Raw genomic sequence first — 16233 nt, forward strand, 5'->3', positions numbered from 1 at the left:
TCCTCGGAGGTGCTTTTTTTATGTCTGAATATGATGAAAAGCGGGAGTTAGAAGGCAAACAAAAGGTTGACGGAAAATACACTATCCGCCTTGCTCAAGCCCTCTGGCACTTTATCGTGATATTGGCGAGAGTGCGCTAATTTAAGAGCAATGTCTTCGGTAATGTCATTGGTAACACTAAGATCACTGTCGACACGCGTGTTACTTCTACCACTCACTAACGTGATATCTGCAGAAAGGCTCAAGTTATCAAGTGCATGCCACGTGGTATTGATGTTACCACGCAAGATCCCTTCTTGAACGATATCTGGAAAGACGATGTCATCATCATCAATCTCATCTAAATTTGGCTCTTGGTAGCGAAAACCAGGACCAATTTCTGCCTCAAGGGTGAAGTTTTCAGTATAAGCGAACTGGTAACCCAGACCGCCAGAAAGAGTGTAGTCTTTAAAGTAAGCACTGTAGCGTGAATCAACCCCTTTAAAACTGCCATACAAGTATGTCTTTGGACCTAACTTGTAGTCGGTTTGTGCGCTATAGGTCGAAGAGCGTTTGTCTTCTTCGCCATCTTTGTAAAGGTTGTAGTACTTCCATTCGCCATTAGAACGGTGGCGACCAGAAGTGTATTCAGCACTCAGACGAGCATTCAGGGAACGAGAGTCCGTGTTACCTGTGTGAGCTTGATAGCCGAACTCGACCTCAGTTTTTAGAGGATCGGGCACTTCAATTTCTTGCTCTGGCTTTACTGATTCTTCAGCGTACGATGCTCCTGTGCAAAGTAAGCTAAAGCCAAGTAACCAGTATCGGGACACAAAAACCTCGAACGTAAATAAAAAGGAGGGGCATGATACTGATACAGATGTTTTATTGGGTCAATGATAGGTTAATTTTTATTAGACCTAAGTGGTAGAACCTTGTTAGACACCTTTATGAAGGCGTTAAACTTTACAAACAATATGCTTCAGTACGGATTGATGAGATTCTATCGTAATCGAACAAATTCGCACTATAAAAAGCCACTTTTTAGTTCTTCACTTGTGGAATTCTTAACAAGTAATTGTCTCATGAGGGAAGCATCTTAGCTAAGTTTAAGGTTATAATCTTGGGTCATTAGTAGTTATCGAGCAAAGTCATGGCGGAAAACAGAAATCGCAAACCTTCAGACAGTCAGGTCGAAGCACTCAAGGTGCCACCTCACTCGCTAGAAGCTGAGCAATCAGTAATTGGCGGTCTATTACTAGACAATGAACGTTGGGACACCGTAGCCGAACGTGTTGTAAGTAGTGATTTCTATAGTCGTCCCCATCGCCTGATTTTTGAAGGGGTTAAAACCATTCTTGAAGATGGTAAGCCTCTCGACTTGATCACGTTATCTGAACACCTAGAGCGTCACGAACAATTGGAAGACGTGGGTGGTTTTGCCTACCTTGCTGATCTTGCCAAAAACACCCCAAGTGCGGCGAACATTAACGCGTATGCTGATATTGTCGCGGAGCGCGCGATTGTACGCGGTTTGATTGGTGTCGCGAACGAAATCGCTGATGCTGGTTACGATCCTCAAGGTCGAAGCTCAGAAGACTTAATTGATATGGCGGAGAGTAAAGTTTTCGCCATTGCAGAATCACGCACTAGCGAGAATGAAGGTCCACAAAACGTGGATAACATTCTGGAGAAAACACTAGAGCGAATTGAGATTCTGTATAAAACCCCGCAAGACGGTGTGACGGGGGTAACGACCGGCTTTAATGACCTCAACAAGAAAACGGCAGGTCTACAAGGTTCGGATTTGGTTATCGTGGCGGCGCGTCCATCGATGGGTAAAACTACCTTTGCGATGAACTTGTGTGAAAACGCGGCGATGAGCCAAGACAAACCTGTACTTATCTTCTCGTTAGAGATGCCTGCTGAACAGCTGATGATGCGTATGTTGGCGTCCTTATCTCGTGTTGACCAAACGAAGATTCGTACTGGTCAGCTAGATGATGAAGATTGGGCGCGAATTTCTTCTACCATGGGCATTCTTATGGACAAGAAGAACATGTACATTGATGACAGTTCGGGTCTAACGCCAACCGAAGTGCGATCTCGTGCTCGTCGTATCGCTCGTGAGCATGGTGGTTTGTCCATGATCATGGTCGACTACCTTCAGCTAATGCGTGTGCCTGCTCTTTCGGATAACCGTACCTTGGAAATCGCGGAAATCTCGCGCTCACTTAAAGCGTTGGCGAAAGAGTTGAATGTGCCTGTCGTTGCGCTATCTCAGCTAAACCGTTCCCTAGAGCAACGCGCAGATAAACGTCCGGTTAACTCAGACTTGCGTGAATCGGGCTCTATCGAGCAGGATGCCGACTTGATCATGTTCATTTACCGTGACGAGGTTTACCATCCTGACAGCCCATACAAAGGCACGGCAGAAATCATTATTGGTAAGCAACGTAACGGTCCTATCGGTTCGGTTCGCTTAACATTCCAAGGTCAACACTCGCGCTTTGATAACTACGCGGGTCCAGCATTTGATATTGATGATGAGTAATGCAATGAGCTACATGAAAGCCGCGATGGCATGCATTGACTTGTCAGCACTGCAGCACAACTTACAGCGAGTAAAAGAACAAGCACCAGACAGCAAAGTGATGGCCGTGGTGAAGGCGAATGGCTACGGTCATGGTCTTCGTCATGTAGCTAAACACGCTACTCATGCGGATGCTTTTGGTGTTGCTCGTATCGAAGAAGCCCTTCAGTTACGCGCTTGTGGCGTAGTAAAGCCGATTCTTTTACTTGAAGGTTTTTACTCGCCAGGTGATTTGCCTGTATTGGTGACGAATAACATTCAAACGGTCGTCCACTGTGAAGAGCAGTTGACTGCGTTGGAGCAAGCAGAGCTTGAAACGCCAGTTGTCGTTTGGCTCAAAATCGATAGTGGCATGCACCGACTTGGTGTGCGTCCAGAGCAGTACGATGAATTCATCACACGCCTTAAAGAGTGTCCAAACGTGGCGAAACCGCTACGTTACATGAGTCACTTTGGCTGTGCCGATGAGCTAGGTAATAGTATTACGACAGAGCAGATCGACTTATTTATGTCGCTTACCGCAGGCTGTCAAGGAGAGCGCTCTTTAGCGGCGTCAGCAGGCTTACTTGCTTGGCCGCAAAGCCAGTTAGACTGGGTTCGTCCTGGAATCATCATGTACGGCGTGTCTCCATTTGATGATAAAACGGCACAAGACATGGGCTATAAACCCGTCATGACACTGAAATCGCACTTAATCGCGGTACGTGAAGTGAAGAAAGGTGAAAGTGTCGGCTATGGTGGCATGTGGACCAGTGAGCGAGATACTAAAGTCGGTGTCATTGCTGTTGGGTACGGAGATGGTTATCCACGAACAGCACCGAATGGTACGCCAGTTCTTGTTAACGGACGCAAAGTACCAATTGCAGGTCGCGTTTCTATGGATATGCTGACGGTCGATTTAGGTCCAGACGCGACTGATAAAGTAAGCGACGAAGCTATTTTGTGGGGTATGGATTTACCAGTAGAAGAAGTGGCGAGTCACATCGGCACTATCGCTTATGAATTGGTAACTAAACTGACTTCTCGCGTCGAAATGGAATATTCGAAGTAACCCATGAAGAAAAGATTATTCTCAGTGCTGGCATTCTCTGCCAGCCTTTTTTTATCCCCGCAGATAGTCGCGAAAGAGAAAGACTCAGCATTTGTTCCGTTCTATTTCAGTACGGATACCATGGGTAGCACGATCGGTTTAGCTGGTGTGGCAAAAGGTGTTGGTCAACCTCAAGCTGCATTGTTTGGTATGGGGCTGTATTCTGAGAAAGATAGCTATGTCGGTTTTCTTTCTGCCTTCAACTACGCTTTGTCATCAAATCTTTTGTTTAGCACGCAAATGTATCAAGCGCGCTTTAACGACAACCCATATTACCTAGACAATCAAGGTTCAAACAACTCTTCAACGGAAGACAAAACGATAACCAATGGGGATGAAGAGAACTATAAACTCGAGTTCAAGTACTTGCTTCCTTGGGGTAACGTTCGTGAACATGGGTTACTTGGTGCATTCCAACCTATTCGCGATGTAAGTTTTGCTTCTCCGGTCGATTCTGGTGTCAGCTCAATTATCTTCACGCCGTTTTATTCTTCTCGTGAATTAGACATCTACAACGATAAGAAAGAAGAAGCGACAGGGTTTAGCCTGACATTTGACTGGGACAACCGCGACAGTGTGCGTAATACCACGCGAGGCTCCCATACCTCGTTTGATTTAACCACAGGAGCAGACAGCTTACAGTCGGAAGACTTATGGCTAAAGTGGGAGTTCCAAAACAGTCAGTACTATTCCCTAGGTCCGTTAGGTGATTGGTTTGATCAGCAAGTTCTGGCATTCGATTTCTATACTGCAGATACACCGACATGGAATCAGTGCGATGGCGCAGTATGTAGTCGTCCTCCAGAGCAGGAGCAAGTTCGCTTGGGTGGCTTGTATCGCTTGCGTGGTTATACTGCGGGTCGTTACCATGGACGCAGCGCGATTCACTATTCTGCGGAATACCGCGTATTGCCAGACTGGCAGCCGCTTGATGATATTCCTCTGATCAACTATTACGACTTACCTTGGTGGCAATGGGTAGCGTTTGTTGAAGTGGGGCGAGTCGCGGACGATTATGACCTCAAGACATTGCATGAAGACATGAAATGGAACGTCGGTGGCGCAGTACGCTTCCAAGTGGAAGGGATTGTTGTTCGTGCCGAGATGGCAAAAGGTGCCGATGAAGGTACTTTCCGAGTCATGATAAACCAACCGTTCTAACTCGATATAAAACAAAGGCTAACCCTGAGGTTAGCCTTTGTTGTCTCTAAGCTATTCGCCGTTGATGGTGGCGATAATGCGTCGGCTGCCACCGTAGTCTCGATGCTCGCCTAAGTAAATGGCCTGCCATGTTCCCAACGCTAATTGACCGCTTTGAATAGGAATTGTCACACTGCTGCCAAGTAAAGACGCTTTTATATGAGCTGGCATGTCATCATCACCTTCATAAGTGTGTTGGTAGTAAGGGGCGCGCTCAGGCACAAACTTATTGAAGTGGGCTTCCATATCCATGCGTACTGTTGGGTCGGCATTTTCATTTAAAGTCAAACTGGCAGACGTATGCTGAATGAATAAATGTAACAAACCTACTGAAAGCGATTGGATTTGTGGTAATTGTTGTTCAATTTCATCAGTGACCAGATGAAAGCCTCGGCTACGTGCTTTTAATTGCAGAGTTTTTTGTGCCCACATATGCGTTCCTTTGGAAAAATTTGGTTTGGCGTCTATCCTAATCCAATTAGAGCCTGTCATTAGTAAATGATATGATTCCCAACGTCATAAATGAATTGTTTAAATTCGAAACAGGGAACGTGACCTAACTCAATGTGAGTGTAAGGGCACTCAGTCATAATTGGCGACTGAAAAAAAATTACAAAGACTTGTTTTGTGGCAATTCGCCCAAACATCTCATTTATATTCTATTTGCTAAATCGGGGATTCCGCAGTTTTCGCTAGACTGTAAGGAATGGAACCTACTGTAACATCGGGATAAAGACCATGTTGAAAAATATCAATCCAACGCAAACACAAGCTTGGAAAGCGCTAACTGCGCATTTCGAATCTGCACAAGATATGGATCTGAAAGAGCTATTTGCTCAAGACGCTGCGCGTTTCGACAAATACTCAGCACGCTTCGGCTCAGATATCCTAGTCGATTACTCAAAGAACCTAATCAACGGGGAAACTCTGAAGCACCTGTTCGCTCTTGCTAACGAGACTGAGCTTAAGTCAGCAATTGAAGCGATGTTCAGTGGTGAAGCGATCAACAAAACAGAAGATCGCGCTGTTCTTCACACTGCACTGCGTAACCGCTCGAACAAACCTGTAATGGTTGGCGGCGAAGACGTAATGCCAGCGGTAAACGCGGTTCTAGAAAAAATTAAATCCTTCACTGAGCGTGTAATCGGCGGTGAGTGGAAAGGTTACACAGGTAAAGCAATCACAGATATCGTAAACATCGGTATCGGCGGCTCAGACCTTGGTCCTTACATGGTGACAGAAGCATTGGCACCATACAAAAATCACCTGAACCTACACTTCGTTTCTAACGTTGATGGTACTCACATCGTTGAGACTTTGAAGAAAGTAGACCCAGAGACAACACTATTCTTGATCGCGTCTAAGACGTTCACGACTCAAGAAACCATGACAAACGCGCACTCTGCTCGTGATTGGTTCCTAGAAACTGCTGGCGATCAAGCACACGTTGCTAAGCACTTCGCAGCGCTATCTACTAATGCTCCTGCGGTATCTGAGTTTGGTATCGACACCGACAACATGTTTGAGTTCTGGGACTGGGTTGGTGGTCGTTACTCACTATGGTCAGCAATCGGTCTTTCAATTGCATTGTCTGTAGGTTACGACAACTTTATCGAGCTTCTAGACGGTGCTCACGAGATGGATAACCATTTCGTATCGACAGATCTAGAAAGCAACATCCCTGTGATTCTTGCTCTGATCGGTATTTGGTACAACAACTTCCACGGCGCTGAGTCTGAAGCAATCCTACCTTACGATCAGTACATGCACCGTTTCGCGGCGTACTTCCAGCAAGGTAACATGGAATCTAACGGTAAGTACGTTGACCGTGAAGGTAACGCAGTGACTTACCAAACTGGTCCTATCATCTGGGGTGAACCAGGAACTAACGGTCAGCACGCGTTCTACCAGTTGATTCACCAAGGCACTAAGCTGATCCCATGTGACTTCATTGCACCAGCAATCAGCCACAACCCAGCAAGCGATCACCACCAAAAACTGATGTCTAACTTCTTTGCACAAACAGAAGCATTGGCATTTGGTAAGTCAGCAGAAACAGTAAAAGCAGAATTTGCGAAAGCAGGTAAGAGCGAAGAAGAAATGGCGTCTCTAGTACCGTTCAAAGTATTTGAAGGTAACCGCCCAACGAACTCTATCCTAGTTAAGCAAATCACACCTCGCACGCTAGGTAACCTGATCGCAATGTACGAGCACAAAATCTTCGTTCAAGGCGTTATCTGGAACATCTTCAGCTTCGACCAATGGGGTGTTGAGCTAGGCAAACAACTAGCGAACCAAATCCTACCTGAGCTAGCTGATGAGTCTGAAATCAACTCACACGATAGCTCGACAAACGGTCTAATCAATGCATTTAAAGCGTTTAAAGCTTAATGTTTGAATAGAAAAAGAAAAGGTCAGCAAATGCTGACCTTTTTTATTGTCTGGGGCAGAAACAAAATAGGTTGGTACGGACCAACCTATTTTTTCTCTATTATTCGAAACAAATCTCGATGAAGGCATTTCCCCACTGTGAAGAGAAAGGCATGATGATGATTGAGCCTTCACACTTGTGGCGAATGGTGTGACCTCGACCAGATACTACAACTGGTGTTGCCATATCAAAGTCAAACCCACTTTCCGCTAGAATGCGTTTCGCACCGCCTGTCACCATATTAGTGATCTCACCAACCATATCCGTCACTTCTTCGTTCAGTCCATTTGGACGTTCACCAAGCATGTTCTGCATGATTTCCAGTGCTAACGCTTCATCAAAGGTAATCGACATTGAGCCACGAGTTTGTGGACCAACCATACCGATAAGACCAGAAACGTCACCTCGTGCGATCTCATCTTTCTTGATTCGCGGTTTTTGTGGCTTCAGTTCAAGCGAAGCCATAGTTTTTAGAACATTCATTAAAGAAGCTAAAAACGGGTTTACAAATTCAGCGCGCATAACGTTCTTCTATCTTTCTTATTTCGTCTCCGAGGAACATGCCTGGCATTCGCCATGGGTTTCGATAACTTGATTCGTCAGTTTGAATCCATGTTTCTCGGCGTTATTGGCTAATAAGGATATCAGCGTCTCGTCTTCAAGTTCAACGACATCGCCACATTTATCGCAAATTAGCAGTTGGAAAAAGTGCTGTTGAGTGTTGAACGAACAGCAAGTGATAAAGCTGTTGTTAGATTCCACTCGATGAATAAAGCCTTGTTCTAGAAGAAAATCTAATGCTCGGTATACCGTCGGTGGTTTCGCTTGTGGTTCACTCTCTTTCAGTTGCTCCAATAGCTCATACGCACTAGAGGCGCGGCGATTAGAACAAATGAGCTCAAAAACGCGTCGGCGTTGAGGCGTCAACCTTACTCCGCGCTCAGCGCAGATATGTTCAATTTGTTCAAGGATTGTTGGGTCCAAATCTTTCACCATAACTATCGGACGTGCTTTATGATAAACCATTTCTATACGAAGTTCGTTTAGAAAGGCTTCATTTTACCTACTATCAGAACGAAAATCATGAATTAAAGCAAGCCAGTGTATATCAGAGAGAGTAACCGATATCACAGAACGAGATCCCAATGCCGAAATATGTCTATTGGTAAGTAAGCTCACAACACTCGCATCCACTGCACAGTGGGTATACAATACCCGACTTCATTTTTTGAGCGCACCGTCGCGCTCTATCTTGGCAACGTAAAAACGGGTGTTTATATCATGACTCATTCTTGCAGGCTCTCTGTAGCACCAATGTTGGATTGGACGGATCGTCATTGTCGCTACTTCCATCGCTTAATGACCAAAGAAACCCTGCTGTACACCGAAATGGTGACCACAGGCGCGATCATTCATGGAAAAGGGGATTTCCTGGCTTATAACGAGGAAGAGCATCCGTTAGCCCTTCAGCTTGGTGGCTCAAACCCAACAGATTTGGCAACGTGTGCCAAGCTTGCGCAAGAGCGTGGCTACGATGAGATTAACCTAAACGTTGGTTGTCCATCGGATCGCGTTCAAAATGGTCGATTTGGTGCATGCCTAATGGCAGAGCCGCAGTTGGTCGCAGACTGCGTAGCCGCGATGAAAGATGTGGTAGACGTGCCTGTTACTGTGAAAACACGTATCGGCATCGATGACCAAGATTCTTATGAATTCCTAACGGATTTCGTGTCTATTGTTTCTGAGAAGGGCGGCTGTGAGCAGTTCACTATCCACGCACGTAAAGCATGGTTAAGTGGTCTAAGCCCGAAAGAGAACCGTGAGATCCCACCATTGGATTACCCACGCGCTTACCAATTGAAGAAGGACTTCTCACAGCTAACGATTGCGATTAACGGTGGCGTGAAATCTTTAGAAGAAGCGAAAGAGCATCTACAACACCTAGATGGTGTGATGATTGGTCGTGAGGCTTACCAAAGCCCTTACTTGCTAGCATCTGTTGACCAAGAGCTGTTTGGTTCAAATGCACCAGTGAAAAAGCGCAGCGAAATCGTTGAAGAGATGTTCCCGTATATTGAAGCGCAATTGGCAAAAGGTGCTTACCTTGGTCATATCTCGCGTCATATGTTGGGTCTGTTCCAAAACATGCCTGGTGCTCGTCAATGGCGTCGCCACATCAGTGAAAACGCGCACAAACCGGGTTCAGGTCTAGAAGTGCTGCAAGATGCACTGGCGAAGATTCCAAAAGAATTGAACGTGTAAATTTCACCAGTGGTTGGTGAAATTTACCAACTGACAAATAACAAAGCCAGAGTGCAGAAATGCCTCTGGCTTTATTTTTACTTATAGATCATGGTATTAGATATATATTTATAAGTTGGTATGGAACCTGCTCTAGTAAAACTAAAACAAAGGAGAAGTGATTATGTTGGAGCTGATCTTTATTTTAGTTTTCACAGCAACCCTATTAGTAACCGGTATTACTATGGTAACGGTATTTGCCGCAACAGGTATCGCATTGGTTGTGATGTTCTTATTGGGTATGGTAGGCGCTGTACTAAAACTATTGCCTTGGTTGATAGTCATTGCACTAGGTATATGGTTTTTTAAAAACTTCGTTGCCCAGCCTCGTTATAAGTAACGGATAGTAGAGATTTAGTTGATGGTGGGCTGTGAGAGTATGTTAGTATTTCTCATATGCCCCTTAATGTTGAAATCAGCTATCTCGGAGTAAAAATTACATGACATATAAAGCGACCATCGCTTTAGCGACACTATCGTTGGCTGCGTCTTACCCTTGTTTCGCAGAACAAGAGTCTTCTTTCACTACGACGGTTGGTGGGGAAGTTTGGGTAGCGGATACCAAAGTGAATGAAGTAAGAAGAGATAGCGACACAACGGGGTCTTTCTACGCTGCGATTGAGCATGACGTGAAATACGTACCTAATGCGCGCCTTCGTTACTCAAGTGTTGATGCGGATTACATGGGTTTTGACAAGCTCGACCTTACTCTTTACTACCAAATTCTTGAACACGACCTGATGCACTTCGATGCGGGTCTTACTTTTAGTAACTTGAGTGATACAAAATACGTAGACGCAGGCACTAATGCTCGTACGGAAGATTTTGATGAGCTGATTTGGGCTTGGTATGGCTACGCAGAAATCACTGTGCCAAATACAAACTTTGATGTAATTGGTGAGATGAACTTCGGTGATAACAAAGGTATCAAGAGTACTGATCTAATGGCTGGTGTTCAGTACCGAATTCCTTTTCAAGAGTCTCAACTCACTTTCCGTGGTGGTTACCGTGTGATTGATTTAGAGTCAGAGGAGTTTTTATCGAGCCTAGGTAAAGAGTTTATCTTTGCAGACGGCTTCTTCGTTGGTGCTCAATACTCTTTCTAACTACATAACCTCAAATCCTTTAAAACGTCGCTTTATAAGCGGCGTTTTTTTATATCACTTCATTATATTAAATCGAATTTCTCGCCCAAGTTTCACTCTTCTACCATGCTTATCTAGGAGCAATGTATAAAAGTTGGAGCAGGGATTGCGATGACAATAAACGAATTACGACATCTATTTCGTGACAACCAGCTAGTCGAAGCCATTATAGAGCCTTCAATTCAAGAGGGAGGATGGGTTGTCGAGTTTCGCCATGCCCGTGGTGGGTTTGTTTGCCTCACAGACAGTCATGGGGAAGAGTGCCTATATGATGATCTTGATACGGCATCAAAATCGGCGTTGGCGGTTGGCTTTCAACAAGTTCGTATTGAGGATCGTTGAGCACTAAGCTCAGCGTTCTTACTTCCAAAAAGTTATAAAACATTCTCTTCTATTCTTTCTTGTTATTAGAGAGAGTGGTTAATCTATCGTCACGCAATGAATAGGGATGTCGTGACAATGTCTTTTCAACAGAATGAATATTCTCACAAGAAAGTGTCGGAAGATAATAATGGGCAGGGTGCTAATCCACCAATCGCAAGCCCACTAAATGACCAGCAATTTAACTCACTCCAGCAAACTGTCTCAGAGTTGTCTTCACAGCAACTTGCATGGGTCAGCGGTTACTTCTGGGGACTCGCTCAAAACCAACCAAGTGCAGCGGCTGCAACACCAATCGCACAGGCTGCTGCTTCTGTTGCTGCAAAACCAGCAGGCAAGCTAAGCATCATTTTTGCTTCTCAGACTGGTAATGCGAAAGGCGTTGCTGAAGCGCTAGAGCAAGAAGCCAAAGCAGAAGGCATTGCTGTAGAGCTGTTTGATGCTAGCGATTACAAAGGCAAGAACTTAGCAAAAGAGACTCACGTGATCATCGTGGCGTCGACCAATGGTGAAGGCGAAGCGCCAGATAATGCCATTGAACTGCATGAGTTCCTTCAATCTAAAAAAGCACCCAAGTTACCAAATCTACAATACGCCGTGATCGCACTGGGCGATTCTAGTTATGAGTTCTTCTGCCAAACGGGCAAAGACTTCGATACTTACTTGTCTAAGTTAGGCGCAACTGCCTTCATCGATCGCATTGATTGTGATGTGGATTATGAAGTGCCGGCCGCTGAATGGCGTAAGCAAGCGCTTGAACAAGTAAAAGAAGCCCTTTCTTCAGGCAATGAAGCAGAAGTAGTCCAACTACCTGTTGGTCAAGCCGCTCCAGGACATTCTGCTTATAACAAGCAAAACCCATATACCGCAACGTTACTAACAAGCCAAAAAATCACAGGTCGTGATTCGGGTAAAGATGTTCGCCACGTAGAGATTGACCTTGAAGAATCAGGTTTAACTTATCAAGCCGGCGATGCTCTGGGTGTGTGGTTCGATAATAGTTCAGAGTTAGCCAACGCTATCTTAGCTAAGGCTGGTCTATCCGGTGTAGAAAGTGTTGAAGTCGATGGCGAAAGCCTTTCTATTCATAGTGCATTGGTTAGCAAGTACGAAATCACCGCATCAAACCCTCAGTTTGTCACTAAATTCGCAGAGCTATCTGGTAGCAAGAGACTACAAAAGCTAGTGGAAGATAAAGACAAGCTTCGTGAGTACGCTGCAAATACCCAAGTTGTAGATGTACTTGCAGAGAAGAAGACCAAGTTAAGTGCAGAAGAATTAGTTGGTTTACTTCGTCGATTGACACCTCGTCTATATTCTATCGCTTCGAGTCAAACGGAAGTCGATGAAGAAGTTCACCTTACCGTAGGCTTGGTTGAATACGACAAAGGTGATGAAAAGCGCTATGGCGGAGCATCAAGTTTCCTCGCTCAACGTCTAGAAGAAGGCGGTGAAGTGAAAGTGTTTGTTGAGCACAACAATAACTTCAAACTGCCACAAGATGACAACACACCAATCATCATGGTTGGTCCTGGTACTGGTATTGCACCTTTCCGCAGCTTTATTCAGGAGCGTGATAACCGTAACGCGGAAGGCAAGAACTGGTTGTTCTTTGGTGACCGTACCTTTACTCAAGATTTCCTTTACCAAGTTGAATGGCAGAAGTACCTCAAGTCAGGTTTGCTGACTCGCCTTGATGTTGCGTTTAGTCGTGACCAAGCAGAGAAGGTTTATGTTCAACATCGCATCTTAGAAAACGCTGAACAAGTGTGGCAATGGATGCAAGATGGAGCCTACATCTATGTATGTGGTGATGCCACTCGTATGGCAAAAGATGTTCACGATGCGCTGGTATTTGTAGCCGAGCAACAAGGCAAGCTATCTCGTGAAGAAGCCGAAGCATTTATCAACGATCTACGTAAAGCGAAACGTTACCAAAGGGATGTGTACTAATGAGCGCGAATCAACAATCAAACAGCCAAGAAGTATTAGGTGAGGTGCTTGGTCCACTCTCGGATAACGAGCGCCTTAAAAGAGAAAGTAATTTACTGCGTGGAACGATTGAACAAGATCTGCAAGACCGCATTACTGGTGGCTTTACTGCAGACAACTTCCAATTGATTCGTTTTCACGGAATGTACCAGCAAGATGACCGCGATATCCGTAACGAGCGTGCTAAACAAAAGTTGGAGCCGCTGCATAACGTCATGCTTCGTGCTCGTATGCCGGGTGGCATCATTACACCAAAGCAATGGCTAGCGATCGACAAGTTTGCAACCGAGCACTCTTTATATGGAAGTATTCGTCTTACTACTCGTCAAACGTTCCAGTTCCATGGCGTGCTAAAACCAAATATCAAGTTGATGCACCAAACGCTAAACAGCATTGGTATTGATTCGATTGCAACTGCGGGTGACGTTAACCGTAACGTGTTGTGTACCACTAACCCAGTGGAGTCGGAGCTACACCAAGAAGCTTACGAATGGGCGAAGAAGATCAGCGAGCATCTATTACCAAAGACGCGCGCTTATGCAGAGATTTGGTTGGACGGTGAAAAAGTAGAAAGCACGGAAGAAGACGAACCGATTCTAGGTAAGAACTACTTACCACGTAAGTTTAAAACCACAGTGGTTATCCCACCGCAAAATGACGTAGACGTACACGCTAACGATCTTAACTTCGTAGCGATTGCAGATAACGGCAAGCTAGTTGGTTTTAACGTGCTTGTTGGTGGTGGTCTAGCGATGACACATGGCGATACATCGACTTATCCACGTAGAGCGGATGACTTTGGTTTTATTCCATTAGAGAAGACGCTTGATGTTGCTGCTGCTGTAGTAACAACTCAACGTGATTGGGGTAACCGTTCTAACCGTAAGAATGCAAAAACCAAATACACATTAGATCGTGTCGGTAGTGATGTGTTTAAAGCGGAAGTAGAAAAACGTGCCGGTGTTAAGTTTGAGCAAAGCCGTCCTTACGAATTCACGGAACGTGGTGACCGTATCGGATGGGTTGAAGGTATCGATGGTAAGCATCACCTAGCACTCTTCATTGAAAATGGTCGTCTATTAGATTTCCCAGGTAAACCACTTAAGACAGGTGTTGCTGAAATTGCCAAAATCCACAAAGGCGATTTCCGTATGACAGCAAACCAAAACCTGATTGTTGCTGGTGTACCAAAAAGCCAAAAAGCGAAGATCGAGAAGATTGCTCGTGAACATGGCTTAATGGATGACGGCGTAAGTGAACAGCGTAAGAACTCGATGGCGTGTGTGGCGTTCCCAACATGTCCATTAGCAATGGCAGAAGCAGAGCGCTTCCTTCCTCAGTTCGTAACCGATGTAGAAGGTATTCTAGAAAAGCATGGTATCCCTGAAGAAGACAATATCATTCTGCGAGTAACAGGATGTCCAAATGGTTGTGGTCGAGCAATGCTGGCAGAAATCGGCTTAGTTGGTAAAGCACCAGGTCGATACAACTTACACCTAGGTGGTAACCGCGGTGGTACTCGAGTACCGAAGATGTATAAAGAGAACATTACGGATAAGCAAATCTTAGAAGAGATTGATCAACTGGTGGCTCGTTGGGCTGCTGAACGTGAAGAAGGCGAAGCATTTGGTGACTTCACAATTCGAGCTGGCATTATCCAAGAAGTGTTCGTATCAAAGAGGGACTTCCATGCTTGATTCTGTAGCGTCCAAACCGGAACTAACAGAGTTACTGACATTAACTAAGACGGAGCAAATCCTCCGTCTTGCTCAAATCAATGTCGAGCTCGAACAGCTTTCGGCACAAGATAGAGTAAAGTGGGCATTGGAGAATTTGGAAGGGGAGTTCGCTGTCTCGTCCAGTTTCGGTATCCAAGCCGCAGTGATGCTCCATCTTGTGACACAACAAAAACCGGACATTCCAATTATCCTAACGGATACCGGCTATCTATTTGCAGAGACATATCAATTCATCGATCAGTTGAAAGCGCAACTGAACCTTAACCTTAAAGTGTATCAAGCTAAAGAAAGTGCGAATTGGCAAGAAGCACGTTATGGAAAACTTTGGGAACAGGGTATAGAGGGAATTGAAAAGTACAACAAGATAAACAAAGTTGAGCCAATGCGACGAGCTCTGCGTGAGCAAAATGTTGGTACTTGGTTTTCAGGACTGCGTCGAGAGCAAAGTCAATCTCGTGCTGGTCTTCCAATCTTGTCGATCCAAAATGGCGTATTTAAATTCTTACCTGTGATCGACTGGACGAATAAAGATGTGCACTACTACCTAGAAGAGCATGGTTTGAGTTATCACCCTCTATGGGATCAAGGTTACCTTTCTGTCGGTGACACTCATACAACTAGAAAGTGGGAACCGGGCATGTCGGAAGAAGAAACTCGTTTCTTTGGTTTAAAGCGTGAATGTGGATTGCATGAAGACGATGGTAGTGAGCAGGATGGCTCAGGTATTTAGATGCTAATCTGGCAAAAGCCGTGTTTAGGGTAAATAAAGAAAGCTGCTGTAAAGCAGCTTTCTTTATATATAGTGAAAGAAAAAGGAGCATAAAAAGGATAACTCTGTGGATAAGTTGTATGCAGTCTTGGGGTAAAGTTGGATAAATAAGGCTTTGATCGAAAAGTCGTCGTTTAACTATTATTTTTGCAATTTTTGCAAAATAACGCTTGCCAATGTGAGCGCGATCTCTATAATGCCTCCTTGTCGACAGGGCAGAGCTCACAAGGGTTCGAAGCTAAGTCGGCAAGGTCAGAAAGAAAAGCGAAATAATTAATTGCCTTTACTTTTAAAAAGTAAAATAAATAGCAAAAAGTGTTTGACACAGAAAATTATCTCGCTAGAATGACCGCCTCTTCCGAAGTGATGTAAATCACAAAGAAGAGTAGCTCTTTAAAAATAAGAACCTATCAATCTGTGTGGGCACTCGTTGATGATAATCCAATTAGAAGCTTCGGCTTCAAATTAGGTTTCAATGAAACGAAGTGACCAATCAAGTCTTCGGACTTGGCACAGTCAATTCATTATCGTTCTGTTGGAACGATAATAGCTTTAAAATTACATTAGTAGTTTTGAAGTCAGTATTCATTGAGCCTCTCCCTATTTATTTAGG

Annotated in this window: 15 protein-coding genes; 11 read left to right on the forward strand and 4 right to left on the reverse strand. The window is 44.7% G+C overall.

Annotated features, from left to right (window positions below):
* Nucleotides 1-47 precede the first annotated feature (47 nt).
* A complete protein-coding gene (locus QMY49_RS16355) occupies nt 48-812 on the reverse strand; it encodes a DUF481 domain-containing protein (protein WP_009697565.1) in 765 nt (254 codons plus the stop codon).
* Between the two features lie 320 nt (nt 813-1132).
* On the opposite strand from QMY49_RS16355, the gene QMY49_RS16360 reads away from it, so the two are divergent.
* Genes QMY49_RS16360 through QMY49_RS16370 form a run of 3 tightly spaced genes read left to right on the forward strand, consistent with a single transcriptional unit; the run spans nt 1133 to nt 4823 of the window.
* Nucleotides 1133-2533, forward strand: a complete 1401-nt coding sequence (locus QMY49_RS16360) for a replicative DNA helicase (protein WP_005451521.1) — start codon at nt 1133-1135, stop codon at nt 2531-2533.
* Nucleotides 2534-2546: 13 nt separating this feature from the next.
* On the forward strand, nt 2547-3623 hold the full coding sequence (gene alr / locus QMY49_RS16365) for an alanine racemase (RefSeq protein WP_005451522.1): 1077 nt from the start codon (nt 2547-2549) through the stop codon (nt 3621-3623).
* Nucleotides 3624-3626: 3 nt separating this feature from the next.
* Complete coding sequence (locus QMY49_RS16370; protein WP_005451523.1) at nt 3627-4823, forward strand: BamA/TamA family outer membrane protein; 1197 nt, start codon at nt 3627-3629, stop codon at nt 4821-4823.
* Nucleotides 4824-4874: 51 nt separating this feature from the next.
* Here QMY49_RS16370 and QMY49_RS16375 read toward each other — a convergent pair whose 3' ends face one another.
* Nucleotides 4875-5294, reverse strand: coding sequence for a secondary thiamine-phosphate synthase enzyme YjbQ (locus tag QMY49_RS16375; RefSeq protein ID WP_283312359.1), 420 nt, complete (start codon nt 5292-5294; stop codon nt 4875-4877).
* Nucleotides 5295-5600: 306 nt separating this feature from the next.
* Here QMY49_RS16375 and pgi point away from each other — a divergent pair, with 306 nt between their 5' ends.
* Nucleotides 5601-7253 (forward strand): glucose-6-phosphate isomerase, encoded by a 1653-nt coding sequence (gene pgi / locus QMY49_RS16380; RefSeq protein WP_283312360.1) that lies wholly within the window; start codon nt 5601-5603, stop codon nt 7251-7253.
* Between the two features lie 100 nt (nt 7254-7353).
* Here pgi and QMY49_RS16385 read toward each other — a convergent pair whose 3' ends face one another.
* Complete coding sequence (locus QMY49_RS16385; RefSeq protein ID WP_005381269.1) at nt 7354-7815, reverse strand: chemotaxis protein CheX; 462 nt, start codon at nt 7813-7815, stop codon at nt 7354-7356.
* 18 nt (nt 7816-7833) lie between these two features.
* Nucleotides 7834-8289: a zinc uptake transcriptional repressor Zur gene (zur, locus tag QMY49_RS16390; protein WP_009697566.1), complete on the reverse strand. Its 456-nt coding sequence runs from the start codon at nt 8287-8289 to the stop codon at nt 7834-7836.
* Nucleotides 8290-8574: 285 nt separating this feature from the next.
* On the opposite strand from zur, the gene dusA reads away from it, so the two are divergent.
* The 7 genes from dusA (at nt 8575) to QMY49_RS16425 (ending at nt 15581) form a co-directional block, all read left to right on the forward strand.
* A complete protein-coding gene (gene dusA, locus QMY49_RS16395; protein WP_283312361.1) occupies nt 8575-9555 on the forward strand; it encodes a tRNA dihydrouridine(20/20a) synthase DusA in 981 nt (326 codons plus the stop codon).
* A gap of 163 nt (nt 9556-9718) precedes the next feature.
* Nucleotides 9719-9934: an envelope stress response protein PspG gene (gene pspG, locus QMY49_RS16400; RefSeq protein WP_005451528.1), complete on the forward strand. Its 216-nt coding sequence runs from the start codon at nt 9719-9721 to the stop codon at nt 9932-9934.
* A gap of 100 nt (nt 9935-10034) precedes the next feature.
* Nucleotides 10035-10700: a TIGR04219 family outer membrane beta-barrel protein gene (locus QMY49_RS16405; RefSeq protein ID WP_009697568.1), complete on the forward strand. Its 666-nt coding sequence runs from the start codon at nt 10035-10037 to the stop codon at nt 10698-10700.
* 150 nt (nt 10701-10850) lie between these two features.
* Complete coding sequence (locus tag QMY49_RS16410) at nt 10851-11081, forward strand: hypothetical protein (protein ID WP_005451530.1); 231 nt, start codon at nt 10851-10853, stop codon at nt 11079-11081.
* 117 nt (nt 11082-11198) lie between these two features.
* On the forward strand, nt 11199-13073 hold the full coding sequence (locus QMY49_RS16415) for an assimilatory sulfite reductase (NADPH) flavoprotein subunit (RefSeq protein WP_283312364.1): 1875 nt from the start codon (nt 11199-11201) through the stop codon (nt 13071-13073).
* The gene (gene cysI, locus QMY49_RS16420; protein ID WP_045418913.1) at nt 13073-14809 is read left to right on the forward strand and encodes an assimilatory sulfite reductase (NADPH) hemoprotein subunit; all 1737 of its coding nucleotides are present in this window, start codon (nt 13073-13075) and stop codon (nt 14807-14809) included. The genes QMY49_RS16415 and cysI overlap by 1 nt, the downstream gene beginning before the upstream one ends.
* Nucleotides 14802-15581 carry a phosphoadenylyl-sulfate reductase gene (locus tag QMY49_RS16425; protein WP_005451533.1) on the forward strand — a complete coding sequence of 260 codons (780 nt, stop codon included), beginning with the start codon at nt 14802-14804 and terminating at the stop codon, nt 15579-15581. Before cysI ends, QMY49_RS16425 begins: the two co-directional genes overlap by 8 nt.
* Nucleotides 15582-16233: the final 652 nt, after the last annotated feature.

Source organism: Vibrio harveyi (genome assembly GCF_030060435.1).
GTDB lineage: Bacteria > Pseudomonadota > Gammaproteobacteria > Enterobacterales > Vibrionaceae > Vibrio > Vibrio harveyi.

Bases quoted from the DNA above. Each gene is read 5' to 3' on its own strand.
- QMY49_RS16360 (WP_005451521.1), top strand. From the start codon at position 1,133: ATGGCGGAAAACAGAAATCGCAAACCTTCAGACAGTCAGGTCGAAGCA.
- alr (WP_005451522.1), top strand. From the start codon at position 2,547: ATGAAAGCCGCGATGGCATGCATTGACTTGTCAGCACTGCAGCACAAC.
- QMY49_RS16370 (WP_005451523.1), top strand. From the start codon at position 3,627: ATGAAGAAAAGATTATTCTCAGTGCTGGCATTCTCTGCCAGCCTTTTT.
- QMY49_RS16375 (WP_283312359.1), bottom strand. From the start codon at position 5,294: ATGTGGGCACAAAAAACTCTGCAATTAAAAGCACGTAGCCGAGGCTTT.
- pgi (WP_283312360.1), top strand. From the start codon at position 5,601: ATGTTGAAAAATATCAATCCAACGCAAACACAAGCTTGGAAAGCGCTA.
- QMY49_RS16385 (WP_005381269.1), bottom strand. From the start codon at position 7,815: ATGCGCGCTGAATTTGTAAACCCGTTTTTAGCTTCTTTAATGAATGTT.
- zur (WP_009697566.1), bottom strand. From the start codon at position 8,289: ATGGTGAAAGATTTGGACCCAACAATCCTTGAACAAATTGAACATATC.
- dusA (WP_283312361.1), top strand. From the start codon at position 8,575: ATGACTCATTCTTGCAGGCTCTCTGTAGCACCAATGTTGGATTGGACG.
- pspG (WP_005451528.1), top strand. From the start codon at position 9,719: ATGTTGGAGCTGATCTTTATTTTAGTTTTCACAGCAACCCTATTAGTA.
- QMY49_RS16405 (WP_009697568.1), top strand. From the start codon at position 10,035: ATGACATATAAAGCGACCATCGCTTTAGCGACACTATCGTTGGCTGCG.
- QMY49_RS16410 (WP_005451530.1), top strand. From the start codon at position 10,851: ATGACAATAAACGAATTACGACATCTATTTCGTGACAACCAGCTAGTC.
- QMY49_RS16415 (WP_283312364.1), top strand. From the start codon at position 11,199: ATGTCTTTTCAACAGAATGAATATTCTCACAAGAAAGTGTCGGAAGAT.
- cysI (WP_045418913.1), top strand. From the start codon at position 13,073: ATGAGCGCGAATCAACAATCAAACAGCCAAGAAGTATTAGGTGAGGTG.
- QMY49_RS16425 (WP_005451533.1), top strand. From the start codon at position 14,802: ATGCTTGATTCTGTAGCGTCCAAACCGGAACTAACAGAGTTACTGACA.